Below are 23,782 nucleotides of genomic sequence, written 5' to 3'. Positions count from 1 at the left end.
AGCCTCTCAGCCGTGGGTCACTTCGATTCCGCTACTTCTTGGACTTCGCGGCCTTGGGCGTCACCAGCCGGCTGCCACTCCAGTCCTTGCCGACGCTGACGCTCTTGGACGCCGACAGACCCGCTGTGGTCGACGCTTCAGAGATGTCGCTGGGCTCCACGTAGCCGTCACGGCCGGTCTTGGGCGTGAGGAGCAGGATCGAGCCGCCTTCTTCGATGTACGTGGTGGCGTCCACCAGCGCATCCGTCAGGTCGCCGTCCTCGTCGCGGAACCACAGCACCACGGCATCGGCTACGTCGTCGTAGTCCTCGTCCACGAGTTCGCTGCCGACGACTTCCTCAATGGACTCGCGGAGTTCCTGGTCTACGTCCTCGTCGTAGCCGATCTCCTGGACCACCTGCTCGGGCTGGAACCCCAGCCTGACGGCAGGGTTCGTCCGCTCCTCCGCGTGGTCCGCGGTCGCGCTCACGGGTTGCCTCCTGATCATGTCTTGGGAATAACTCAGCCACGCGCGTGCGCGAAGCATTGGCCGTAGTCCACACGGGCGGGGCGGATCGCGCAAGTACCCGGCCGTTCAGACCGCCGAAACGGTGACGTTCCTGAACGTGTCACCGCAACTCCAGGCACGCCACCATGGTCTCAAGGTGACGCCCGCCACACCAATCTGCCCCCTTTGTGCGTTTGGGAACCATCCATGGTCACTCCGCCGTTTACCAGGCCCCGGGTTACCTCACAGTAGAGATGACGTTTGGCGCCCCGAGGTACACGATGGGGAGCGGTGCAGACCCTGAGAAACACGGCCCTCTGACAGGTAAGGAACAGCGTGGCTTCCGGATCAGATCGCAACCCGATCATCATTGGCGGCCTTCCGAGTCAGGTTCCTGACTTTGATCCCGAGGAAACCCAGGAGTGGCTCGACTCCCTCGACGCCGCCGTGGACGAGCGCGGCCGGGAGCGGGCCCGCTATCTGATGCTGCGGCTGATCGAGCGGGCCCGCGAGAAGCGCGTGGCCGTGCCCGAGATGCGCAGCACGGACTACGTCAACACGATCGCCACCAAGGACGAGCCGTTCTTCCCGGGCAACGAGGAGATCGAGCGCAAGATCCTGAACGCGACCCGGTGGAACGCCGCGGTCATGGTGTCCAGGGCCCAGCGCCCCGGCATCGGCGTCGGCGGTCACATCGCCACGTTCGCCTCCTCTGCCTCCCTCTACGACGTGGGCTTCAACCACTTCTTCCGCGGCAAGGACGAGGGCGACGGCGGCGACCAGGTCTTCTTCCAGGGCCACGCCTCCCCCGGCATCTATGCGCGCGCGTTCCTGCTGGACCGTCTCAGCGAGCAGAACCTCGACGCCTTCCGGCAGGAGAAGTCGAAGGCACGGTACGGCCTGTCCAGCTACCCGCACCCGCGGTCGATGCCGGACTTCTGGGAGTTCCCGACCGTGTCGATGGGCCTCGGCCCGATCGGCGCGATCTACCAGGCGCGGATGAATCGGTACATGGAGGCGCGCGGCATCGCGGACACCTCCAAGTCGCAGGTGTGGGCGTTCCTGGGCGACGGCGAGATGGACGAGCCGGAGTCGCTCGGCCAGCTGTCCATCGCCGCGCGCGAGGGCCTGGACAACCTCACCTTCGTGGTCAACTGCAACCTCCAGCGCCTCGACGGGCCGGTGCGGGGCAACGGCAAGGTCATCCAGGAGCTGGAGTCGATCTTCCGAGGCGCCGGCTGGAACGTCATCAAGCTGATCTGGGACCGCACCTGGGACCCGCTGCTCGCGCAGGACCGCGACGGCCTCCTGGTCAACCGGATGAACACCACGCCGGACGGCCAGTTCCAGACGTACGCCACCGAGACCGGCGGCTACATCCGCGACCACTTCTTCGGCGACGACCAGCGGCTGCGCACGATGGTCGAGGGCATGACCGACGACCAGATCCTGCACCTGGGCCGCGGCGGTCACGACCACAAGAAGATCTTCGCGGCGTTCTCGGCGGCAAAGGCGCACAAGGGCCAGCCGACGGTGATCCTGGCCAAGACGATCAAGGGCTGGACGCTCGGTCCCAACTTCGAGGGCCGCAACGCCACGCACCAGATGAAGAAGCTGACGGTCGACGACCTCAAGCGCTTCCGCGACCGGCTGCACCTGCCGATCGCCGACAAGGACCTGGAGAGCGGGCTCCCGCCGTACTACCACCCTGGGCGGGACTCCGAGGAGATCCAGTACATGCACGACCGCCGCAAGGGGCTCGGCGGGTACGTCCCGACGCGTGTCGTGCGCTCCGAGCCGCTGGCGCTGCCGGACGACAAGACGTACGCGACCGTGAAGAAGGGCTCGGGGCACCAGTCCATCGCGACGACCATGGCCTTTGTCCGGCTCCTCAAGGACCTCATGCGGGACAAGGAGATCGGTCGGCGGTTCGTGCTGATCGCGCCGGACGAGTACCGCACGTTCGGCATGGACTCGTTCTTCCCGAGCGCGAAGATCTACAACCCGCTCGGCCAGCAGTACGAGTCGGTCGACCGAGAGCTGCTGCTCGCCTACAAGGAGTCGCCGCAGGGCCAGATGCTGCACGACGGCATCTCGGAGGCGGGCTGCACGGCCTCGCTGATCGCGGCGGGTTCGGCGTACGCCACGCACGGCGAGCCGCTGATCCCGGTGTACGTCTTCTACTCGATGTTCGGATTCCAGCGCACCGGCGACCAGTTCTGGCAGATGGCCGACCAGCTGGCGCGCGGTTTCGTGCTGGGCGCGACCGCCGGCCGTACGACCCTGACCGGTGAGGGTCTCCAGCACGCCGACGGCCACTCGCAGCTGCTCGCCTCGACGAACCCGGGCTGTGTCGCGTACGACCCGGCGTACTCGTACGAGATCGCGCACATCGTGCAGGACGGTCTGCGGCGGATGTACGGCGGGGACGCCGAACACCCCCACGGCGAGGACGTCTTCTACTACCTCACCGTCTACAACGAGCCGATCCAGCACCCGGCCGAGCCGGAGGACGTGGACGTCGAGGGCATCCTCAAGGGCGTCCACCGCATCAGCGAGGGCACTTCGGGGTCGATTCCGGCGCAGATCATGGCGTCCGGTGTGGCGGTCCCCTGGGCCGTCGAGGCGCAGAAGCTCCTCGCCGAGGAGTGGGACGTCAAGGCGGACGTCTGGTCTGCGACGTCGTGGAACGAGCTGCGGCGCGAGGCCGTGGCGTGCGAGGAGCACAACCTGCTGCACCCGGAGGAGGAGCAGCGGGTGCCGTGGGTGACGCGGAAACTGAGCGGCGCCGAGGGGCCGTTCGTGGCCGTTTCCGACTGGATGCGGTCGGTGCCTGACCAGATCTCGCGGTGGGTGCCGGGGACGTACCAGTCGCTGGGTGCGGACGGGTTCGGCTTCGCGGACACCCGCGGTGCGGCGCGGCGCTTCTTCCACATCGACGCGCAGTCGATCGTGGTGGGAGTGCTCACCGAGCTGGCCAAGGAGGGGAAGGTGGACCGGTCGGTGCTGAAGCAGGCGATCGACCGCTACCAGTTGCTCGATGCGTCGGCGGCGGATCCGGGGGCCGCGGGCGGCGACGCGTAGCGTCCGTCAACTGCTCGATGGGGTGGTGTGCCCGTGGGTGACCCGCGGGCACACCACCCCTTCACATTTCCTACGATGCGGCCATGACGCGACCGCTCACGCAAGTCCGTTGGGAACGGTTCACCCAGCGACCCCTTTTCGCCCTGGCCCTGGCCTTTGCCGTGGCCTATGCCGTGCCGATCGTCTCGCCCGACGCGGGCCCGGAGGTGGTGGACGTGTGCCTCACGGTGGAGTGGGTGGTGTGGGGTGCGTTCGCGGTGGACTACGTCGTCCGGCTCGGACTCGCGGAGCGACGCGGGGAGTTCGTGCGGTCGCACTGGCTGGATCTGGCGGCGGTGCTGCTGCCGGTGATACAGCCGCTTCGGTTGCTGCGGCTCGTGTCGACGCTGCTGCTGGTGGGGCAGCGGGCGCGGATGGCTTCGCAGATACGGCTGACCACGTATGTCGCCGGGGCGGTGGTCGGGCTGCTGATGTTCGGGTCACTGGCGGTGCTGTCCGTGGAGCGGGACTCACCGAACGGGAACATCAAGACACTGGGTGACGCGGTGTGGTGGTCGTTTACCACCATGACGACGGTCGGGTACGGGGATCATGCGCCGACCACCGGGGTGGGGCGGATGCTCGCGGTGGGGCTGATGCTGTCCGGGATCGCCCTGCTGGGTGTCGTGACCGCGAACATCGCCGCGTGGTTCATAGCGCGGTTCGAGAAGGACGACGTGGAGGAACGACGGCAGACGGAGGCGATACGGGTGCTGACGGAGGAGGTTCGAGCCCTCCGGGCGGAGGTCGCACTGCTGTCGGGGGCGACTGTGCCGGGGCAGGTTGTCGAGAAGCAGCCACGTTGACCCGTGGGGCGGGGTTGGCACGCTCGCCCGCCCGCGCCGGCGGGGTGCCGCTGCGTCCACCCGTGCCGCCCAGCGGCACCACTGCCCGCAGTTGGGTGGGCGCTGCCACACCGGCACCGTTGCCCGCAGCCACGCCTGCCCAGGCGCGGCTGTGTCAGAAGAAACCGTTCCCCGGGGTCGCCGTTCCCGCCAGCCACAGGATGGCCAGCAGGGTGTCGATGGCGCCCAGGACCACCGCGATCAGGGCGGGGACGGGGCGGGCTCCTGACCAGGTTCGGCCCATGGCCAGCCAGCCGCAGATGACTGCTGCCGGGCCGAGGATGAGGCCCAGTACGAAGAAACCGGCGACCGCGCAGATGGTTCCGACGATCCCCAGAGTCGCGCGATCCGGCCCGGTCCGTGACCACGTCCGGCCACGTGAGCGGGGGTGCCTGCGCGTTCCGTGCGAGAAGCCCGCCATCGTCAACTCCCTGATTCGGCGTTCGACTTGGCGAGTACCCACGGTGCGCGGCTCATGCCTGCGCGTCCGGGCCTGTGGCGCGCCGACCCCCTCCGGCAGCGCGCCGCAGGCCCTGGCTTGACCCACTGTGACCTGCACGCTTGCCGGAGGGGAGGGGTCTTCGGCGGAGTCACTCTGATAGGCGAACTCCGCCGGAATCCCGTCAGATGTGGGCCGCGCCCGCACCCGCTTCCGCGTTCTCGCCCCGCTTGGTGAGGAACGCCACGAAGACCGCGACGACCGCCACACCGGCGGCGACCAGGGACGCCAGGCTCATGCCCGAGATGAACGTGTCGTGCGCGACGTCCGTGATCTTCGCGGCGATGGCGTCCGGCGTACCGGGAGCCAGCGGCGCCACGCCGACCTGGACCGCCTCGGAGGCCTGGGCCTCCTGTGCGGCGGTGAGCGGCGGCAGACCCGCGGACGTCCAGTTGCCGGCGAGGTCGCTGTCGACCTTGGAGGCCATGACGGCGCCCAGGACGGCCGTACCGAGGCTGCCGCCGATCTGCATCGCGGCCTGCTGGAGACCGCCGGCGACACCGGACAGCTCCATGGGCGCGTTGCCGACGATGACCTCCGTGGCGCCGACCATGACCGGCGCGAGGCCGAGGCCGAGCAGGGCGAACCAGACCGACATGATGCCGCTGCCGGTGTCCGTCTCCAGCGTGGACATGCCGTACATGGCGATCGCGGTGAGCGCCATGCCGCCCGCCAGCGGGACACGCGGACCGAACTTGGTGATCATCGCGCCCGCGAGCGGCGAGCCGACGATCATCATTCCGGTGAGCGGCAGCAGGTGCAGACCGGCGTCGATCGGGCTCATGCCGTGGACGTTCTGGAGGTAGAACGTCACGAAGAACAGGCCGCCCATGAACGCGATGGCCATCAGGACCATCAGCACGACACCCGCGGACAGCGGGACCGAGCGGAACAGGGCCAGTGGGATCAGCGGCTCCTTGACCCTCGTCTCCCAGAACGCGAAGAGCGCGAAGCCCACTACCGACCCGGCGATGAACAGCCACGTCTGACCGGCGCCCCAGCCCCACTCCGGGGCCTTGATCAGGGCCCAGACCAGGGAGAACATCGCCGCCGAGAGCAGGGCTATGCCGAGGATGTCGAAGGAGCGCGGCGCGTTCTCGGCACGGTGGTCCAGGAGGATCACGACGCCCAGGACGACGGCGAGGATGCCGACCGGCACGTTGATGAAGAACACCGACTGCCAGTTGACGTGCTCGACGAGGACGCCGCCGAGGATCGGGCCGCCGGCGGTGGAGGCGCCGATGACCATGCCCCAGATGCCGATGGCCATGTTGAGCTTCTCGGCCGGGAAGGTGGCCCGCAGCAGGCCGAGCGCGGCCGGCATCAGCAGCGCGCCGAACAGGCCCTGGAAGACACGGAAGGTGACGACCGCCGCGATGCTGCTGGACAGGCCGATCGCACCGGAGGCGGCGGCGAAGCCGACCACACCGATCAGGAAGGTCTGCCGGTGTCCGAACCGGTCACCGAGCTTGCCGGCGGTGATCAGGGCGACCGCGAGGGCGAGGAAGTAACCGTTGGTGATCCACTGGACCTGGGCGAAGGTGGCGCCGAGGTCCTTCTGGATGGCCGGGTTGGCGATGGCCACGATGGTGCCGTCGAGGGCCACCATCATCACCCCGACCGCGACGGTGATGAGGGTGAACCAAGGGTGGCCTCGCAGCCCCTTGGCCGGCGTCGCATCCGACGGGGCTACTGGTGCCTGGTCCCCCGGCCCCGTCGTTTTGATGGTGGTCTGACTAGTCATGCGTTCGAGGCTAATGACAGCCGCTGACAATTGACAAACCAATTCACAAGTCGGTAACTGACACGTATGGAAACACTGCGCGAACGCAAGAAGCAGCGCACCCGGGAAGCACTGCTGCGTACCGCGCTGGAGCTCTTCACCACCCAGGGTTACGAGCACACCACCGTCGACGACATCGCGGCGGCCGTCGATGTGTCACAGCGCACGTTCTTCCGCTACTTCGCCGGCAAGGAGGAGGCCGCCCTCGCCCTCCAGGACATGACGGTGGCGCACTTCCTGGAGGCGGTGCGCGAGCGTCCGCCGCACGAGGCCCCCATGGAGGCGCTGCGCCAGGCCGTACTGGAGGGCTGGGACACGCTCAACGAGGTGATCCAGTCCGTCGTACCCGTCGAGCTGTATCTGCGGATGTACCAGGTGATCGAGTCGACACCCGTCCTGCTCGCCGCACATCTGCGCCGCTCGGTGGAGATCGAGGAGGCGATCGCGCGCATCCTCGCCGAGCGCGAGGGGGTCGACCTCGACACCGATCCGCGACCGCGGCTGGCGGTGGCCGTGTTCGGCGGGGTGATGCGGCTGACGGAGCGTCAGTGGAGCTCCGGGGAGGACGTCAGCCTGGACGCCATGCGGGCACTGACCGTCTCACATCTCGAACAGGTGGGCCCGGCACTCAGCGAGAGCTGGCGAACACGCTGAGGTCATCGGCCCGTTAACAGGACCTTGATCAAAACGTGATACCCATCACTTGGTTAACGCGAGACCCTCTCGTTCTCCTAGTGTGTCCTCCCAGTGACTTCCTTCGACACGTCCCCGCAACTGAACGTCTGGCGCGCTCTGCTCGCACTGGCCGTGGTGTTCGTGATGCTGGCGACCACCGGTTGGACCGCTCTGCGCCACCACCGGAGCCCCGCACCGCTGCAGGCCTCGGTCAGCGCCTGGGAGCACGGCAGTATCGCCGGACACTCCCTGCCGGACGTCGGCTCCTCCCCCACGAAGCTCGCCCGGTTCTTCGCCTCGCTCACCGATGCGCAGCGCGCCGGCCTCGTGCAGCGCTATCCGCTCGCGGTCGGCAACATGAACGGCGCGCCGGTCGAGCTGCGCTACAGCGCCAACCGCGTCGCGCTCGACCAGGCCCGCAAGGTCGAGCGCAAACGCATGCACGACGAACGGCTCACGCCCGCCGGGCAGCGCGAGGCAGGGAGCCGTATGCACCGCTTCGAGGCGATGATGGAGCCGGACCGGCACATCCTCGCCTTCGACCCGGACGGCGCGGGACGTGTCGCGGAGGTGTTCGGCGATCTGAACCGGGCCGAGCGGATCTCGGTCGTGGTCCCCGGCGTCGACACCGACGTGCTCACCTTCCAGCGCACCAACACCAGCCGCAAGTACTCCGCACCGGTCGGCATGGCGCAGTCCCTGTACGCGACCGAGCGCGAGATCAGCCCCTCGACACGCACGGCCGTGATCGCCTGGGCCGACTACACCTCCCCCGGCGGACTCGGCATCGAGTCGGCGACCGCGATGCGGGCGCAGAGCGGGGCCGTACGTCTGAACGCGCTGGTGCGCGGCCTGCCCGGCAGCTCGCCGGTCTCCCTCTTCTGCCACAGCTACGGCTCGGTGCTGTGCGGCCTCGCCGCGCCCGAGCTGCCGGACCGCGTGGCCGACATAGCGGTGGCCGGCAGCCCCGGCATGCGGGTCGCGAAGGCATCCCACCTGCGCACGTCCGCGCATGTGTGGGCGATGCGGGACGCGGACGACTGGGTCCAGGACGTGCCGTATCTCGAGGTCGGCGGGCTGGGGCACGGCGAGGACCCGGTGTCGTCGGCGTTCGGGGCGCGCGTGCTGTCGGCGCGCGAGGCGAAGGGACACGGCGGCTATTTCGAGCCGGGTACGGACAGTGTGGCGAACTTCGCCGAGATCGGAGTTGGCGCATACCGCTCCGTGCAGTGCGCGGACGATGCCGAGGCCTGTCGGGTGGGTTTGTCCGACACGGCGTCGGCCGGACGCGCGTAGAAGCACAGGAATTGCGGTGTGCGCGGGGTGGCGACGGAGGAGCACGTGCCGCATACGATGAGCCGCATGGGTGACGTACTGGCCGGATTTCATGCCGCCTGGGAGTTCGAGTCCGACTCCGTCCTCATCCGTTACGAACGAGGCATTCGAACACCCAAGCTGTTTCAGGCGCTTGGGGAACGCCGGGTGCCGCTGGAGGCGATCGCCGGGGTGACGCTGACTCCGGGCAGGCGCGGGACGGTCGTGCTGCGCGTCGAACTGCGGCCCGGTGCCGATCCGTTGATGGAGGCGGCCGCCGGGCAGCTGAAGGAGGGCGGCGATCCGTATCGGCTGGTGCTGCCCGCCGACCGGGAGACGCTGGCCGAGTACTACGCCGACGAGTTGCGGGCGCAGCTGACGGAGTCGGGCGCGGCGGACGAGTTCCTCGTGGGCGCGCCGGAGGTGCCGTTGTCGTTCAAGGCGTACGACGGGAAGGCGTCCTTCGACGGCGAGAACGTGCGCTTCAGGTGGTTCTGGACCGGGGCCTCGTCGGCGAAGTGGAAAGCGGGGGATCAGAGCTTTGCCGTCGCCGAGTTGAGCGGGGTCGAGTGGCGGTCGCCTGAAGTCTTCGAGGGGCATCTGCGGTTGCTGCGGCGGGACTCCGTGGACGACCAGCTCGCGCAGGTCGATCATGATCCGGCGGCTGTGGTGTTCGGGTTGGGGTACGGGCCGGTGCATGAGTCGTTGCCGTTCGCTGCGGCGGTGTTGTCCGCGGTGCGGGATCGCTCCGCGGGGGATGCGGCTGTCCCGGCGGCGGCTGTGCCGCGCCGGGATCCTGCCGATATCGCCGAGCGGATTCGTCACCTCGGGGAGTTGCATCAGGCCGGGTTGGTGACGGATGAGGAGTTCTCGTCCAAGAAGGCGGAGTTGTTGGCGGAGTTGTAGGAATACGCGTCTGCCGAAGGTGGTTCGTTGTCGGCTGCGGGTTGTATATGGCTGGTCGCGCAGTTCCCCGCGCCCCTGGGTGGGCCGCAGCCGCCGGCGCCTACGAAGAACGCTCCTACTCCCTGCCCGCGGACGTGAAGGACATGTCCGTGTAGCGGTTGCCGGAGACCTTTGCCGCGATCGGCTCCAGCAGGGCCAGCTCCTCCTCGCCCAGCACGATCCTCGTCGCCGCCGCGTTCTCCTCCACCCTGGCCGGCTTGCGCGTGCCCGGGATCGGGACGATCGGCAGGCCGTGGACCGAGGCTCGTTGCTGCACCCATGCCAGCGCGATCTGGCCGAGGGCGGCGCCGTGGGCCTCGGCGACCGTGCGGATCGGGTCCAGGAGGGCGGCGTTGGCCACCGCGTTCTCGCCGGTGTAGCGGGGCTGTTGGCGGCGGAAGTCACCGGCCGTAAGGTCCTCGGCCTTGGCGAACGAGCCGGTGAGGAAGCCGCGGCCCAGCGGGGAGTACGGGACCAGGGTCACGCCCAGTTCGCGGGCTGCCGGGACCACATGCGTCTCGATGTCCCGGCTGAACAGGGACCACTCCGACTGCACGGCCGCGATGGGGTGGACGGCGTGGGCGGCGCGCAGTTCCGTCGCCGTCACCTCGCTCAGGCCCAGGTGCTTGACCTTGCCCTCGCGGACCAGTTCCGCCATGACGGCGACGGTCTCCTCCAGAGGGACGTCCACGTCGCGGCGGTGCATGTAGTAGAGGTCGATCGCCTCGACGTCGAGGCGCTTCAGGCTCGCCTCGACGCACTGGCGGATGTAGGGCGTGTCGTTGCGGATGATCCGCTTCGTGGGGTCGTCGGGGTGGATCGCCAGGCCGAACTTGGTGGCGATGACGACCTCGTCGCGGTGCGCCTTGAAGAAGGGGGCGAGGAACTTCTCGTTCTCGCCGGCGCCGTACGCGTCCGCCGTGTCGTACAGCGTGACGCCCAGTTCAAGTGCCCGCTCCAGGGTCGCCCTGGACTCGCCCGCGTCGGAGGGGCCGTACGCGAAGCTCATGGCCATGCAGCCGAGGCCCTGGACGCCCACCTCGGGGCCCTGCACGCCGAGTCGTGCTGTCGCGATCCTGCTGTCCTTCATCCGGCCTGCTCCGCCTTCTCCTGCTCGTACGTGTCCTGCTTGTACTGGTCCTGCTTGTACTGGTCCTGCTCGTACGTGTCCTGCTTGTACTGGTCCTGCTTGTACTGGTCCTGCTTGTACTTGTCCTGCTCGTACAGACGGCCCGCGTCCGCGTAGAAGCTGATCTTCCGGTCGAGCACGGCCAGCGTGTCCTGGAGCTCGGCGATCCGGGCGAGGACGTCGCGGCGGGTGGTCTCCAGCAGCTCGAAGCGCTCGCCGAACGTGTGGTCGCCCTCGCGCACCAGTTCGGCGTACCGGACCATGTCGGCGACCGGCATGCCGGTCAGCCGCAGCTTGCCGACGAGGTCGAGCCAGTCCAGGTCGCGGTTGCTGTAGCGGCGCTGGCCCGTGTGCGAGCGGTCGATGTGCGGCATGAGGCCGATCCGCTCGTACCAGCGCAGGGTGTGGGCCGTCAGGCCGGTGAAGGCGACGACCTCGCTGATCGTGTAACTGTCCTGGCCCGCAGGCCGCCGGTGCGGATGCGGCGGGGCGGCACAACTGTCGGTCCTGGTGCTCGTGGTCTCCATCACCGTCATGCGTTCCACGCTATGGCCTTGGAGTGCGCTCCAAGCAAGCGGAAACGGTAAGAAAACCGCGGGACATGGCGTGATCGCCGTGGTTAGCGTGCGGGACATGAGTCTCGTACGCCGTGCCCTGCCCGAGGACGCCGCCGAAGTGCTGCGGCTGCGTCAGGTGATGATCGATTCGCTGGCCCGGTCGGCCGGGGCGACTCAGTGGCACGGGGAGGCGCTGCCGACGCTGCGGGCCAGGCTCGCCGAGCCGCAGGGAGACTTCGCGGCGTTCGTCGTCGATCACCCCGAGCGGCCGGGGACGCTCGCCGCGCTGGTGGCGGGGACGCTGGAGTACCGGATCGGCCGGGCCGGCCATCCGCACGGGATGATCGGGTACGTCTTCAGCGTCGCCACCGACCCGGACGCCCGGCGCCGCGGGTACGCGCGCGCGTGCATGGAGAAGCTGCTGGACTGGTGCCGCGAGCGGGGTGCCAGTCACGTCATGCTCACCGCGTCCGCCGACGCCGAGCCGATGTACACGGCACTCGGCTTCACCCGGGACACGGACCCCTCGATGCGGCTGTATCTGTGAGCGGCTTAGGCTCACAGGCATGTCGCTGAGCAGCCTCGCACTGATCGATAACTGGCCGGTTCCCTCCGCCGCGGCGGGTGTCGTACGGGCGGACGGCACGGTCCTGGGTACGCACGGCCCCGTCGCGCACCGCTTCCCGCTGGCCTCGGTCACCAAGCCGCTGTCCGCCTACGCGGTCCTCGTCGCGTACGAGGAGGGGGCCATCGAGCTCGACGAGCCGGCCGGGCCGCAGGGCTCGACGGTGCGGCATCTGCTCGCGCACACCTCGGGGCTGGCCTTCGACGAGCACCGGGTGACGGCCCCGCCCGGGGAGCGGCGGCTGTACTCGAACGCCGGGTTCGAGCAGCTCGGAGACCATGTGGCCAAGGCGACGGACATCCCGTTCGGGGAGTATCTGCGGCAGGCGGTGCTGGAGCCGCTGGGCATGACGGCCACGTCGCTGGAGGGCTCCCCGGCGAAGGACGGGGTGTCGACGGTCGAGGATCTGCTGCGGTTCGCGGCGGAGGTGCAGGCGCCGCGGCTGCTGGACCCGCGGACGGTCGCGGCGGCGATGACCGTGCAGTACCCGGGGACGAAGGGTGTGCTGCCGGGGTACGGGCACCAGAACCCCAACGACTGGGGGCTCGGCTTCGAGATCCGGGACGGCAAGTCGCCGCACTGGACGGGTTCGGCGTCCTCGCCGCGTACCTTCGGGCACTTCGGTCAGTCGGGTACGTTCCTGTGGATCGACCCGGACGCGAGCGCGGCCTGCGTGGCGCTGACGGACCGGGCGTTCGGACCCTGGGCGGCCGAGGCGTGGCCGGCGTTCACGGACGCGGTGCTCGCCGAGGTCGGGCGGTAGGCGCGCGGTCACTTGTCCCGGGGCGACCCGGGCTCCGGCAGGGCGCCGAGTTTCTCGCCCGCCCCCTCGGTGTCGATGTGCGGCAGGATCTTGTCCAGCCAGCGGGGCGTCCACCAGGCGTGCTTGCCCAGCAGTGTCATCACGGCGGGCACCATCAGCAGTCGGACCACCGTGGCGTCGATGAGCACACTGACGGCGAGCCCCAGGCCCAGCATCTTGACCACGATGTTGTCGCTGATGATGAAGGCCGCGAACACGCTCACCATGATCAGCGCCGCGCAGGTGATCACGCGCGCGGTGATCTCCAGCGCGTGGGCGACCGAGTCCTTGGCGTTCCCGGTCTGCAGCCAGACCTCGTGCACCCGGGACAGCAGGAAGATCTCGTAGTCCATGCTGAGCCCGAAGATGATCGCGAACATCATCATCGGCACATAGCTCTCGATGGGCACCTTGCCGTGGACGCCCAGCGCGGGCCCGCCCCAGCCCCACTGGAAGACGGCGACGACGACGCCGTACGAGGCCGCGATCGACAGGACGTTGAGGACGGCCGCCTTCACGGCGACGAGCAGGCCGCGGAAGACCGCGAGGACGATCAGGAAGGCGAGGCCGACCACGACGGCGATGATCAGCGGCAGCCGCTTGGCGACGATGTCGCGGAAGTCGACCTGGGCGGCCGTGGTTCCCGTGACGTAGCCCTTGGCGTCGGTGCCGGAGGCCGCGTCGGGGAGGGTGTGGTCGTAGAGCCGGTTCGTGAGGTCGGTGGTGTCCTTGTTCTGCGGGGACACCGACGAGTAGACCGTGCCGACGAGGACGTCGCCGTCCTGCGTCGGCATCAGCGGGCTGACGAAGGAGGTCCCGGGCTCGTCGTTGAGGGCCTGCTGGGTCTTCGAGGCCAGGTCCGAGCGCTGCGAGTCCGGTACGGAGGTCTGGTCGACGACGACGGTGAGCGGCCCGTTGGAGCCGGCGCCGAACGCGTCGGTCATCAGGTCGAAGGCCCGTCGGTCGGTGAAGGACGTGGGGTCGGCGCCGTCGCCGATGTGGCCGAGCTGGATCGAGAAGACGGGGATGGCCAGCACCGCGACGGTGACGACGCCGGCGGACAGGTACCGCCACGGATGGTGCTCGACGCGCTTGGCATAGCGGTGCCAGGTGCCCTCGGACATTTCGCCCTCGGCGTCGGTCTCGGCAACGGGCTTGCGTACGTGCCAGCGGTCGATGTTGCGGCCGACCAGCCCCAGCAGGGCCGGGACCAGGGTCAGCGCGCCCAGGACGGCGGAGACGACCGTGACGGCCGCGGCGACGCCGAGCAGGCCGATGAAGCTCACACCGGACACCCACAGGCCCATCAGGGCGACGATCACCGTGGTGCCGGAGACCAGCACCGCACGTCCGGAGGTGGCGGCGGCGTGGCCGGCGGCGCGCACCGGATCGGCGCCGTCCATGATGCCCTGCCGGTGCCGGGTGAGCAGGAAGAGGGCGTAGTCGATACCGACGCCGAGGCCAATCATCGTGGCCAGGGTGGGCGCCACCGTGGCGAAGGTGAACGCGATCGCGAGCAGCCCGAGACAGGCAAGGCCGCCGACCACCCCGATCAGTGCCGTGACCAGCGGCAGTCCGGCGGCGAGCACACTGCCGAAGCCGACCAGCAGGACGACGATGGCCACCGCGAAGCCGATCAGCTCGCTCACCCGGTCGTTGCCGGCGGGCCGCTCCAGCTCGCCGAGCGATCCGCCGTACTCGACGTCGACGCCGGCCTGTCTGAGCGGCTCCACGGCGTTGTCGACGCCGTTCAGGTAGCTGTCGCCGAGGAGGGAGGGCTGCTCGTCGAAGCGGACGGTGATGTAGCCGGTCTGCCCGTCCGAGGACAGCGGCCCGACCTTCGAGGAGGTGGCGTCCAGCGGGTTCTGCACGGACAGCACGTGCGGCAGTTTCTGCAGGTCGGCGACGGTGGTCGACATCTGCGAGCTGACCGAGCTCAGGGACTTGTCCGCGTCGTGCATGACGATCTGGCTGCTGTAGCCGCCGGCCTGCGGATCGTGCTCCTTGAGGACGTCCAGGCCCTCCTCGGACTGCACGTCGGAGAGGGCGAAGTTGTCCGAGTACTCCCCGCCGTGGATGTGGTTGAGGGCCTGGAGCACGCCGAGCGCCACGACCCAGGCCACGATCACGATCACGAAGTGGTGGGCACACCACTCACCGAGCCGTCGCAGTCCCCCGGTCCCGGTCTTGTCCCGTCCGCCTGCTGCTCTGCCTTTTGCCATGGCCCCCGGCTCTTCTCTGCCGAGCGAGTGTCCGACCCCTTCATTTGAAGTGCCTGGGATCACTCAGGCATCTCGAGCCCCACATCTACTGGGCCATTGGGGCCATCTCCCACACCAGCAGCTCCGCCGTGCTCACCGCGACGGCCTCCACGTCCTTGGCGTCCGTGATGCGCACCGCGTCGCCGGCGCCCAGCTCCTCACCGTCCAGCCGCACGTCGCCGCGCACGACATGCACGTAAAGGAACGCCCCGTCCGGCACCGCCGTCCGCTCCCCCGCCCCCAGCCGCCGCACATGGAGCATCGCGGCCGCCTCCGGGACGGCGTACGGCGTGGAGTCCGCGATGCCGTGGACGATCTCGTACGACGGGTCGCCGCCCGGCGTCAGCGGGGCCAGCCAGGTCTGGATGAAGGTGAGGGGCGTGCCGGCGTCGTTGCGTTCGACGTGCCGTACACCGCCCGCCGAGCTCAGCCGCTGCACGTCCCCGGGGCCGACCCGGGTCTCATGGCCCGTGGAGTCGCGGTGGGTCAGTTCGCCCTCGACGACCCAGGTCACGATCTCGGTGTGGCTGTGGGGGTGCTCGTCGAAGCCGGCGCCGGGGGCGAGCCGCTCCTCGTTGCAGGCGATCAGCGCGCCGAAGCGGAGGTTGTCGGGGTCGTAGTGCGGGCCGAAGGAAAAGGCGTGGCGTGACTCGATGCCCGCTGCCGGATCCCCTCCGGGATAGCGCTCCGCGGCGCGCCTTACGTCCATCACGGGCACCACGGTAGCCCTGCCGGGCGGCCGGACGCGGTAAGTGCCCACCTAGCAGCCGGACACGGTAAGTGCCCACCAAGCTCGCCTGTGCCGACGACACCGGCCGCGAGGGAGCCGTAGGGGCGCGCCGGTGTCGAGGGGGCGAACGCGCGGAGGCCCGAAGGGTCGAGCACGATCGCCCCCTCGACACCGGCTGAGGCGCCCCGAAGGCGCCCGAGCCATCAAGCACAGCCCCCCTCTGGCACGCACTCGCGTCCCGATAAGGCAGTCTTGTCCCCGTGCCCGAACCCGTAGCCCGTAAGTCCCAAGCCGCCGCGCACGACGTCCACCAGCACGCCGCGACCCTGAAGCGGCTCGAGAAGTCGTCCGGATCGCTCGCCGCGCAGGCCATCACGCGGATGGACGAGACGCTGCCGTGGTACCGGGCCATGCCCCCGGAGAACCGTTCCTGGATCGGTCTCGTGGCCCAGGCCGGTATCGCCGCCTTCACCGAGTGGTTCCGGCATCCCGACGCGCCCCAGGCGATCTCCACCGACGTCTTCGGGACCGCCCCGCGCGAGCTGACCCGCGCGATCACCCTGCGCCAGACCGTCGAGATGGTGCGCACGACCATCGAGGTCATGGAGTCGGCCATCGACGAGGTCGCCGCTCCCGGCGACGAGCGCGTGCTGCGGGAGGCCCTGCTCGTCTACGCCCGGGAGATCGCCTTCGCCACCGCCCAGGTCTACGCCCAGGCCGCCGAGGCACGCGGTGCCTGGGACGCGCGCCTGGAGTCGCTCGTCGTGAACGCCGTGCTCAGCGGCGAGGCCGACGAGGGGGCCGTGTCACGGGCCGCCGCGCTCGGGTGGAACTCGCCCGAGCATGTGTGCGTGGTGCTCGGGACGGCGCCCGACGGGGACAGCGAGCTGACGGTCGAGGCCATCCGGCGGGCCGCCCGGCACGCGAAGCTCCAGGTGCTGACCGGGGTGCTCGGGGACCGGCTGGTCGTCATCGCGGGCGGCAGTGACAGCCCGCTCGCGGTCGCCAAGTCGCTGATCGGGCCGTATGCCGCAGGTCCGGTCGTCGCGGGGCCCGTCGTACCCGATCTGCTGGCCGCCACGCGGTCCGCGCAGGCCGCGGCGGCCGGGCTGAAGGCGTGTACCGCCTGGCAGGACGCCCCGCGGCCGGTCCTTGCGGACGATCTGCTTCCGGAGCGTGCCATGGCGGGCGATCCCAGTGCGCGCGAGCAGTTGGTGGAGGAGATCTACAGACCGCTGGAGGAGGCCGGGTCGGCCCTTCTGGAGACGCTTTCCGTCTATCTCGAACAGGCGAGCAGTCTGGAGGGCGCCGCGCGGATGCTGTTCGTGCATCCCAACACCGTGCGCTACCGGCTTCGACGTGTGACTGACGTCACCGGCTGGTCGCCGTCCGATGTACGCTCCGCGTTCACTTTGCGGATCGCGCTGATCCTGGGGCGTCTGGTCGACGGCGATCTCCAGCTCTAGGCTTTTGTCGGGGGCCCACAAAACGCCCCCGTGTTCTTCGTCCTTGTCCTCACGGGCGGCCGTGCCCGTCCCCAAGAGAGAGTGTGAGAGTGCTCGTACTCGTCGCTCCCGGCCAGGGCGCCCAGACGCCCGGCTTCCTGACCCCCTGGCTCGAAATCCCCGGTGTCCGCGGTGCCCTCGAGGCATGGTCCGACGCCGTGCAGCTCGACCTCGTCCGCTACGGCACCGAGGGCGACGCGGAGGAGATCCGCGACACCGCGGTCGCCCAGCCGCTCCTGGTGGCGGCCGGGCTGGCCTCCGCGTACATGCTCTTCGACGACCCCGCCGAGCTGCCCCGGAAGGTCGGCGCGATCGCCGGGCACAGCGTCGGCGAGCTGACCGCCGCCGCCCTCGCCGGAGTGCTCCCCGACGAGGAGACCGTCCGGCTCGTCCGCGCCCGTGGCCTGGCCATGGCCGAGGCCGCCGCGATCACCGAGACCGGCATGTCGGCGCTGCTCGGCGGCGACCCCGAGGTCAGCGTCGCGCACCTGGAGAAGCTGGGCCTGACCCCGGCGAACATCAACGGCGCCGGGCAGATCGTCGCCGCCGGCACCATGGAGCAGCTCGCCGCGCTGAACGAGGACAAGCCCGAGGGCGTGCGCAAGGTCGTGCCGCTGAAGGTGGCCGGTGCGTTCCACACGCATCACATGGGCCCCGCCGTCGACAAGCTCGCCGAGGCCGCCAAGGAGCTCGTGCCCGGCGACCCGCGGCTCACCTACGTCTCCAACAAGGACGGCAAGGCGGTCGCCACCGGCACCGAGGTGCTGGAGCGTCTCGTCGGGCAGGTCGCCAACCCGGTCCGCTGGGACCTGTGCATGGAGACCTTCAAGGAGCTCGGCGTCACGGCCCTGATCGAGGTGTGCCCGGGCGGCACGCTGACCGGTCTGGCCAAGCGCGCGCTGCCGGGTGTGAAGACCCTGGCCCTCAAGACCCCCGACGACCTGGACGCTGCTCGCGAGCTCATCGCAGAGCACGCCTGACAAGGAGCCCGGAGCATGGCGAAGCTGAAGCCCAGCAAGGGCGCCCCGTACGCGCGCATCCTCGGTGTCGGCGGGTACCGCCCGACCCGGGTCGTGCCCAACGAGGTGATCCTGGAGAAGATCGACTCGTCCGACGAGTGGATCCGTTCGCGCTCCGGCATCGAGACGCGGCACTGGGCGAACGACGAGGAGACCGTCGCCGCGATGTCGATCGAGGCGTCCGGCAAGGCGATCGCCGACGCCGGGATCGCCGCCGAGCAGATCGGCGGCGTGATCGTCTCGACCGTCTCGCACTTCAAGCAGACCCCGGCCGTCGCGACCGAGATCGCCGACAAGCTCGGCACGAACAAGGCCGCCGCCTTCGACATCTCGGCCGGCTGCGCGGGCTTCGGCTACGGCCTGACCCTCGCCAAGGGCATGATCGTCGAGGGTTCCGCCGAGTACGTCCTCGTCATCGGCGTGGAGCGACTGTCCGACCTCACCGACCTGGAGGACCGCGCGACGGCCTTCCTGTTCGGCGACGGTGCCGGCGCGGTCGTGGTCGGTCCCGCCCAGGAGCCGCACATCGGCCCGACGGTGTGGGGCTCGGAGGGCGACAAGTCCGAGACGATCAAGCAGACGGTGCCGTGGAACGAGTTCCAGATCGGCAACGTCGACAAGCTCCCCCTGGACAGCGAGGGCAACGTCAAGTTCCCCGCGATCACACAGGAAGGCCAGGCGGTGTTCCGCTGGGCCGTGTTCGAGATGGCGAAGGTCGCCCAGCAGGCGCTGGACGCGGCCGGAATCACCTCGGACGACCTGGACGTCTTCATTCCGCACCAGGCCAACGAGCGGATCATCGACTCGATGGTGAAGACACTGAAGCTGCCGGAGCACGTCACGGTCGCCCGCGACGTGCGCACCACCGGCAACACCTCGGCCGCCTCGATTCCGCTCGCGATGGAGCGGCTCCTGGCGACCGGTGAGGCGAAGAGCGGCGACACCGCACTAGTCATCGGATTCGGGGCGGGTCTCGTTTACGCCGCCACGGTCGTTACTCTCCCCTAGGCACTCCGTGCCGGATCATGCGAGCCGGCACGGGAAAACGCACCACCTGCCGCTGCTGCGGCGGGCACGCCAAACCCTCTGAAGAACCTGAACAACAACGAAGGAGCGCCAAGATGGCCGCCACTCAGGAAGAGATCGTCGCCGGTCTCGCCGACATCGTGAACGAGATCGCCGGCATCCCGGTTGAGGACGTCCAGCTGGACAAGTCCTTCACCGACGACCTGGACGTCGACTCGCTGTCCATGGTCGAGGTCGTCGTCGCCGCCGAAGAGCGCTTCGACGTGAAGATCCCGGACGAGGACGTCAAGAACCTCAAGACCGTGGGCGACGCGACCGACTACATCCTCAAGCACCAGGGCTGATCCACTGATCAGGCCCCAGGGCTGACTGCCCCGCCACCCGGCGGTGGCGCCGCTGAATCCTCGTATCCGTTGGAGAAAGAATTCCCGTGAGCTCGACCAATCGCACCGTGGTCGTCACCGGTATCGGCGCAACCACACCGCTGGGTGGCGACGCAGCCTCTACCTGGGAGGGCCTGATCGCCGGACGTTCCGGTGTCAAGCCCCTGGAGCAGGACTGGGCCGCCGACCAGGCGGTCCGTATCGCCGCGCCGGTCGCGGTGGAACCGACCGAGGTCATCCCGCGGCCGCAGGCCCGCCGGCTGGACCGCTCGGCGCAGTTCGCGCTGATCGCCGCGCAGGAGGCCTGGAAGGACGCCGGCTTCGAGGCGAAGGCCGGGGAGGACACCACTGTCGACCCGGACCGCCTCGGTGCGGTCATCGCCTCCGGCATCGGCGGCGTGACGACCCTGCTCGACCAGTACGACGTGCTCAAGGAGAAGGGCGTCCGCCGCGTCTCCCCGCACACCGTCCCCATGCTGATGCCGAACAGCCCGTCCGCCAACGTGGGTCTGCTGGTGGGCGCCCGCGCGGGTGTGCACACGCCGGTCTCCGCCTGTGCGTCGGGCGCCGAGGCCATCGGCTACGCCATCGAGATGATCCGCTCCGGCCGCGCCGACGTCGTCGTCGCGGGTGGCACGGAGGCGGCGATCCACCCGCTGCCGATCGCCGCGTTCGGCAACATGATGGCGATGTCCAAGAACAACGAGAACCCGCAGGGTGCGTCGCGTCCCTACGACGTCGCCCGCGACGGCTTCGTCCTCGGTGAGGGCGCCGGCGTGATCGTCCTGGAGTCCGCCGAGCACGCGGCCAAGCGCGGTGCCCGCGTGTACGCCGAGGCGGTCGGACAGGGCATCTCCGCCGACGCGCACGACATCGTGCAGCCGGAGCCCGAGGGCCGCGGCATCTCGCACGCGCTGCAGAACCTGCTGGACCGCAACGACCTGAACCCGGCGGAGATCGTGCACGTCAACGCGCACGCGACGTCGACGCCGGCCGGTGACATCGCCGAACTCAAGGCGCTGCGGAAGGTGTTCGGCGACGACGCCGACCACATGGCGGTGTCCGCGACGAAGTCGATGACCGGGCATCTGCTGGGTGGCGCAGGTGGCGTCGAGACGGTGGCGACGGTGCTCGCGCTGTACCACCGGGTCGCTCCGCCGACCATCAACGTCGAGAACCTCGACCCGGAGGCCGAGGCGAACGCCGACGTCGTCCGCGGTGAGGCGCGCAAGCTGCCCGTCGAGGGCCGGATCGCCGCGCTGAACGACTCGTTCGGCTTCGGCGGCCACAACGTGGTGCTGGCGTTCAGGACCGTCTGAGCGGCATCCATACGTAGGTCGTCCATACGTACGTGAAGGGGCCCCACCTTTCGAGGTGGGGCCCCTTCAGGTGTCCAAGTGTCAGACCACCTGGTGCAACCAGCGCACCGGCGCTCCCTCACCGGCGTACCGGAACGGCTCCAACTCGTCGTCCCACGGCTTGCCCAGGAGCTTGGCGATCTCTGCCTCCAGGTCCGTCTCGCCGTGCTGGGAGCGGGTCAGGGCGGCGCGCAGGCGGTCCTCCGGGATGAGGATGTCGCCGTGGATGCCGGTGACGGCGTGGAAGATGCCCAGGTCGGGGGTGCAGCTGTAGCGCTCGCCCTCGGCGGTGGGGCAGGGCTCGGCCGTGACCTCGAAGCGCAGGAGGTGCCAGCCGCGCAGGGCGGAGGCCAGCTTGGAGGCGGTGCCCGCCTCGGCCTGCCAGGAGAACTCCGAGCGCCAGGTGCCGGGCGCGGCCGGCTGCCGGATCCAGTCGAGGTTGACGCGCGTGCCGAGCACCCCGGCGACGGCCCACTCGACGTGCGGGCACAGCGCGCGCGGCGCGGAGTGCACGTACAGAACTCCACGTGTCGTCACCGGGACCTCCGGGCAGAGCGGACATCTTGCGAACTGGCGGACGATAGTGGCCGGGCAGCCACGTTGATGGCGAGGCTACCGTGCGGCGGCGCAAGGAGTGTGACGTACCGTCGGTCCAGGTGCCGGGAAACGCCCGTCATTCACCCGGCAGGACGCTTGTACGGGTGTGAGCCGTTGCATGAGACGGCCGGGAACCCTCGTGCGTTGTTATTGGTTGTGAACCATGACAGGGCCGAGTGAGGGGATGGACCGGGTATGCGGAAGCGGCGGCACCTCTCGCGCGCTGTCCTCGCCGCCGTGACCGCGGCCGTGCTGGGCGTGGCCGGTTGTGACGCCGTCGGCGGCAACTCCCCGGAGCCGTCCGGCAGCGACGCGCCGAGTACGCGGCCGAAGCCGACTCCGACCTGGGACCGCAGCCCTGCCTCGGTCGCGGCCGTGGGCGACTCCATCACGACCGGTTTCGACGCCTGTTCGGTCCTGTCGGACTGCCCCGAGGTCTCCTGGGCGACCGGCAGCAGTCCCCGCGTCGACAGTCTCGCCGTAAGGCTGCTGGGCAGGGCGAAGGCGGCGGAGCGGAGCTGGAACTACGCGGTGACCGGGGCGCGGATGGCCGACGTGCCCGGGCAGATGGCGCAGGCGGTGACACGCCGGCCGGAGTTGGTGGCGGTGATGGCGGGGGCGAACGACGCCTGCCGGGACACGACCGCCGCGATGACCTCGGTGGCCGACTTCCGGACGCAGTTCGAGGACGCGATGGGCACGCTGCGCGAAGCGCTTCCGAAGGCTCAGGTCTACGTCGCGAGCGTGCCGAACCTGATGCGGCTGTGGGAGCAGGGCCGTACGAGTCCGATGGGCAAGCAGGTCTGGAAGCTCGGCATCTGCCCGTCGATGCTGGGCGACGCCGACTCCCTGACCGCGGCGGCGAACCAGCGGCGCGAGACGGTGCAGGAGCGGGTCGAGGCGTACAACGACGTGCTGGAGCAGGTCTGTGCGAAGGACCGCCGGTGCCGGTTCGACGACGGCGCCGTGTACGAGTTCCGCTTCGGCGGCAAGCAGCTGAGCCAGTGGGACTGGTTCCATCCGAGTGTGAACGGCCAGGCACGGCTTGCCGAGATCGCCTACCGGACCGTCACGAACTAGTGTTTCGCTCATGAGCGAACACTTCGGCACACTTTCCGACGGCACCCCGGTCCACCGTTGGACGCTGGAGCGCGCGGGCCTGCGGGTACGGGTGCTGTCGTACGGCGGGATCGTGCAGTCGCTGGAGGTGCCGGACCGGGAGGGGCACGCCGCGAGCGTGGTGCTGGGGTTCGCCGACCTGGAGGGCTATGTGTCGCACCCGGGGCCCTATCTCGGCGCCCTGATCGGGCGGTATGCCAACCGGATCGCGCACGGCCGCTTCCCGCTGGACGGCCTGACGTACGCGCTCGACCCCAACAACCCGCCCAACTCCCTGCACGGCGGCGCACGCGGCTTCGACAAGCGGCTGTGGGAGATGGCGCCGGTCGAGCACGGTGTGCGCCTGAGCCGGGTCAGCCGGCATGGCGAGGAGGGCTTCCCGGGGCAACTGGAGGTCTCGGCGACCTACACCCTGTCGTCCGACGGGGCGCTGCGGATCGCGTACGAGGCGGTGACGGACGCGCCGACCGTGGTGAACCTGACCAACCACAGCTACTTCAACCTCGCCGGAGCGGGTTCGGGCAACGCGAGCGGCCATGAACTGCGGCTGGCCGCCTCCCGGTACACCCCGGTCGACGCGGACCTGATCCCGACCGGCTCCCTGGACGAGGTCGCGGGCACCCGCTTCGACTTCCGTCGGACCAGGAAGGCCGGCGCCGGGTACGACCACAACTTCGTGCTGGACAAGGGGGTGACGGGGGCTGCGGAGGAGGTCGCCGAACTGTACGACCCGTCGACCGGCCGGGCGCTGACGGTGGCGACCACCGAGCCCGGGCTCCAGCTGTACACCGCCGATCACCTGACCGAGCCCTTCGCCCCGGGCGACGGCATCGCGCTGGAGACCCAGCACTTCCCCGACTCCCCGAACCGGCCGGAGTTCCCGAGCACGGTGCTGCGGCCGGGCGAGGTGTTCCGGTCGGAGACGGTGTACGGCTTCTCCGTCCGTTAGCGGGAGTGCAAGCCGCGGCCTGCCCGGGGACAAGCCCCGGCCCGGGCGTCA

At 69.6% G+C, this 23,782-nt stretch carries 21 protein-coding genes and 1 pseudogene; 14 read left to right on the top strand and 8 right to left on the bottom strand.

Translation table 11 applies throughout. From position 1 onward, the window contains the following. Positions 1–31: 31 nt before the first annotated feature. Complete coding sequence (locus tag OG331_RS34250; RefSeq protein ID WP_328428043.1) at positions 32–469, bottom strand: DUF3052 domain-containing protein; 438 nt, start codon at positions 467–469, stop codon at positions 32–34. A 354-nt stretch (positions 470–823) separates the two neighbouring features. Here OG331_RS34250 and aceE point away from each other — a divergent pair, with 354 nt between their 5' ends. Continuing rightward, entirely contained in the window at positions 824–3,571 is a 2,748-nt protein-coding gene (gene aceE, locus OG331_RS34245) for a pyruvate dehydrogenase (acetyl-transferring), homodimeric type (protein ID WP_406203387.1), read from the top strand. A gap of 83 nt (positions 3,572–3,654) precedes the next feature. Next, a complete protein-coding gene (locus OG331_RS34240) occupies positions 3,655–4,416 on the top strand; it encodes a potassium channel family protein (protein WP_406203384.1) in 762 nt (253 codons plus the stop codon). Between the two features lie 154 nt (positions 4,417–4,570). Here OG331_RS34240 and OG331_RS34235 read toward each other — a convergent pair whose 3' ends face one another. Together OG331_RS34235 and OG331_RS34230 are read right to left on the bottom strand one after the other, a co-directional pair. Continuing rightward, positions 4,571–4,876, bottom strand: a complete 306-nt coding sequence (locus OG331_RS34235) for a small hydrophobic protein (RefSeq protein WP_406203381.1) — start codon at positions 4,874–4,876, stop codon at positions 4,571–4,573. A 202-nt stretch (positions 4,877–5,078) separates the two neighbouring features. Next, positions 5,079–6,698, bottom strand: coding sequence for an MFS transporter (locus OG331_RS34230; RefSeq protein WP_406203378.1), 1,620 nt, complete (start codon positions 6,696–6,698; stop codon positions 5,079–5,081). Between the two features lie 66 nt (positions 6,699–6,764). Between OG331_RS34230 and OG331_RS34225 the strand changes: the two genes are divergently transcribed. The 3 genes from OG331_RS34225 to OG331_RS34215 all read left to right on the top strand — a co-directional run bounded on the left by OG331_RS34225 (position 6,765) and on the right by OG331_RS34215 (position 9,632). Next, entirely contained in the window at positions 6,765–7,391 is a 627-nt protein-coding gene (locus OG331_RS34225; RefSeq protein ID WP_406203375.1) for a TetR family transcriptional regulator, read from the top strand. Between the two features lie 93 nt (positions 7,392–7,484). Then, positions 7,485–8,708: an alpha/beta hydrolase gene (locus OG331_RS34220; RefSeq protein ID WP_406203372.1), complete on the top strand. Its 1,224-nt coding sequence runs from the start codon at positions 7,485–7,487 to the stop codon at positions 8,706–8,708. Positions 8,709–8,774: 66 nt separating this feature from the next. Continuing rightward, positions 8,775–9,632: a DUF4429 domain-containing protein gene (locus OG331_RS34215; RefSeq protein ID WP_406203369.1), complete on the top strand. Its 858-nt coding sequence runs from the start codon at positions 8,775–8,777 to the stop codon at positions 9,630–9,632. Between the two features lie 115 nt (positions 9,633–9,747). Here OG331_RS34215 and OG331_RS34210 read toward each other — a convergent pair whose 3' ends face one another. Together OG331_RS34210 and OG331_RS34205 are read right to left on the bottom strand one after the other, a co-directional pair. Next, positions 9,748–10,761 (bottom strand): aldo/keto reductase, encoded by a 1,014-nt coding sequence (locus OG331_RS34210; protein WP_406203366.1) that lies wholly within the window; start codon positions 10,759–10,761, stop codon positions 9,748–9,750. A gap of 119 nt (positions 10,762–10,880) precedes the next feature. Continuing rightward, positions 10,881–11,336: pseudogene (locus OG331_RS34205) on the bottom strand (MerR family transcriptional regulator); the annotation flags it as partial. 97 nt (positions 11,337–11,433) lie between these two features. On the opposite strand from OG331_RS34205, the gene OG331_RS34200 reads away from it, so the two are divergent. Together OG331_RS34200 and OG331_RS34195 are read left to right on the top strand one after the other, a co-directional pair. Then, the gene (locus OG331_RS34200) at positions 11,434–11,904 is read left to right on the top strand and encodes a GNAT family N-acetyltransferase (protein ID WP_406203363.1); all 471 of its coding nucleotides are present in this window, start codon (positions 11,434–11,436) and stop codon (positions 11,902–11,904) included. Between the two features lie 19 nt (positions 11,905–11,923). Continuing rightward, complete coding sequence (locus OG331_RS34195) at positions 11,924–12,745, top strand: serine hydrolase domain-containing protein (RefSeq protein WP_406203360.1); 822 nt, start codon at positions 11,924–11,926, stop codon at positions 12,743–12,745. An 8-nt stretch (positions 12,746–12,753) separates the two neighbouring features. On the opposite strand, the gene OG331_RS34190 is transcribed toward OG331_RS34195, so the two are convergent. Continuing rightward, positions 12,754–15,006: an MMPL family transporter gene (locus OG331_RS34190; protein WP_406203357.1), complete on the bottom strand. Its 2,253-nt coding sequence runs from the start codon at positions 15,004–15,006 to the stop codon at positions 12,754–12,756. An 85-nt stretch (positions 15,007–15,091) separates the two neighbouring features. Further along, positions 15,092–15,754 carry a pirin family protein gene (locus OG331_RS34185; protein ID WP_406210464.1) on the bottom strand — a complete coding sequence of 221 codons (663 nt, stop codon included), beginning with the start codon at positions 15,752–15,754 and terminating at the stop codon, positions 15,092–15,094. 281 nt (positions 15,755–16,035) lie between these two features. Here OG331_RS34185 and OG331_RS34180 point away from each other — a divergent pair, with 281 nt between their 5' ends. From OG331_RS34180 to fabF, 5 genes are all read left to right on the top strand, one after another. Continuing rightward, a complete protein-coding gene (locus OG331_RS34180; RefSeq protein WP_406203354.1) occupies positions 16,036–17,241 on the top strand; it encodes a PucR family transcriptional regulator in 1,206 nt (401 codons plus the stop codon). An 89-nt stretch (positions 17,242–17,330) separates the two neighbouring features. Continuing rightward, complete coding sequence (locus OG331_RS34175; RefSeq protein WP_406203351.1) at positions 17,331–18,260, top strand: ACP S-malonyltransferase; 930 nt, start codon at positions 17,331–17,333, stop codon at positions 18,258–18,260. Between the two features lie 15 nt (positions 18,261–18,275). Next, positions 18,276–19,307, top strand: a complete 1,032-nt coding sequence (locus OG331_RS34170) for a ketoacyl-ACP synthase III (protein ID WP_406203348.1) — start codon at positions 18,276–18,278, stop codon at positions 19,305–19,307. A gap of 113 nt (positions 19,308–19,420) precedes the next feature. Further along, positions 19,421–19,669, top strand: coding sequence for an acyl carrier protein (locus tag OG331_RS34165; RefSeq protein WP_004001566.1), 249 nt, complete (start codon positions 19,421–19,423; stop codon positions 19,667–19,669). A gap of 86 nt (positions 19,670–19,755) precedes the next feature. Continuing rightward, the gene (fabF, locus tag OG331_RS34160) at positions 19,756–21,027 is read left to right on the top strand and encodes a beta-ketoacyl-ACP synthase II (protein WP_406203345.1); all 1,272 of its coding nucleotides are present in this window, start codon (positions 19,756–19,758) and stop codon (positions 21,025–21,027) included. Positions 21,028–21,108: 81 nt separating this feature from the next. Here the strand turns inward: fabF and OG331_RS34155 are convergent, their stop codons facing one another. After that, complete coding sequence (locus OG331_RS34155; protein ID WP_328881941.1) at positions 21,109–21,603, bottom strand: DUF3145 domain-containing protein; 495 nt, start codon at positions 21,601–21,603, stop codon at positions 21,109–21,111. A gap of 255 nt (positions 21,604–21,858) precedes the next feature. On the opposite strand from OG331_RS34155, the gene OG331_RS34150 reads away from it, so the two are divergent. Next, positions 21,859–22,743, top strand: a complete 885-nt coding sequence (locus tag OG331_RS34150; protein ID WP_406203342.1) for an SGNH/GDSL hydrolase family protein — start codon at positions 21,859–21,861, stop codon at positions 22,741–22,743. Between the two features lie 10 nt (positions 22,744–22,753). Then, the gene (locus tag OG331_RS34145) at positions 22,754–23,731 is read left to right on the top strand and encodes an aldose epimerase family protein (protein WP_406203339.1); all 978 of its coding nucleotides are present in this window, start codon (positions 22,754–22,756) and stop codon (positions 23,729–23,731) included. The last annotated feature ends 51 nt before the right edge of the window (positions 23,732–23,782 follow it).

The sequence above is a fragment of the Streptomyces sp. NBC_01017 genome, assembly GCF_045162795.1.
In the GTDB taxonomy this organism is placed as follows: Bacteria; Actinomycetota; Actinomycetes; order Streptomycetales; family Streptomycetaceae; genus Streptomyces; species Streptomyces machairae.
This window is presented reverse-complemented; position numbering and strand designations above follow the sequence as displayed.

Excerpts from the sequence above, each read along its gene's own strand:
- OG331_RS34150 (WP_406203342.1), top strand. The coding sequence starts at position 21,859 with ATGCGGAAGCGGCGGCACCTCTCGCGCGCTGTCCTCGCCGCCGTGACC.
- OG331_RS34215 (WP_406203369.1), top strand. The coding sequence starts at position 8,775 with ATGGGTGACGTACTGGCCGGATTTCATGCCGCCTGGGAGTTCGAGTCC.
- OG331_RS34200 (WP_406203363.1), top strand. The coding sequence starts at position 11,434 with ATGAGTCTCGTACGCCGTGCCCTGCCCGAGGACGCCGCCGAAGTGCTG.
- OG331_RS34235 (WP_406203381.1), bottom strand. The coding sequence starts at position 4,876 with ATGGCGGGCTTCTCGCACGGAACGCGCAGGCACCCCCGCTCACGTGGC.
- OG331_RS34210 (WP_406203366.1), bottom strand. The coding sequence starts at position 10,761 with ATGAAGGACAGCAGGATCGCGACAGCACGACTCGGCGTGCAGGGCCCC.
- OG331_RS34170 (WP_406203348.1), top strand. The coding sequence starts at position 18,276 with ATGGCGAAGCTGAAGCCCAGCAAGGGCGCCCCGTACGCGCGCATCCTC.
- OG331_RS34240 (WP_406203384.1), top strand. The coding sequence starts at position 3,655 with ATGACGCGACCGCTCACGCAAGTCCGTTGGGAACGGTTCACCCAGCGA.
- OG331_RS34190 (WP_406203357.1), bottom strand. The coding sequence starts at position 15,006 with ATGGCAAAAGGCAGAGCAGCAGGCGGACGGGACAAGACCGGGACCGGG.
- OG331_RS34145 (WP_406203339.1), top strand. The coding sequence starts at position 22,754 with ATGAGCGAACACTTCGGCACACTTTCCGACGGCACCCCGGTCCACCGT.
- OG331_RS34195 (WP_406203360.1), top strand. The coding sequence starts at position 11,924 with ATGTCGCTGAGCAGCCTCGCACTGATCGATAACTGGCCGGTTCCCTCC.
- OG331_RS34230 (WP_406203378.1), bottom strand. The coding sequence starts at position 6,698 with ATGACTAGTCAGACCACCATCAAAACGACGGGGCCGGGGGACCAGGCA.
- OG331_RS34225 (WP_406203375.1), top strand. The coding sequence starts at position 6,765 with ATGGAAACACTGCGCGAACGCAAGAAGCAGCGCACCCGGGAAGCACTG.
- OG331_RS34185 (WP_406210464.1), bottom strand. The coding sequence starts at position 15,754 with ATGGACGTAAGGCGCGCCGCGGAGCGCTATCCCGGAGGGGATCCGGCA.
- OG331_RS34165 (WP_004001566.1), top strand. The coding sequence starts at position 19,421 with ATGGCCGCCACTCAGGAAGAGATCGTCGCCGGTCTCGCCGACATCGTG.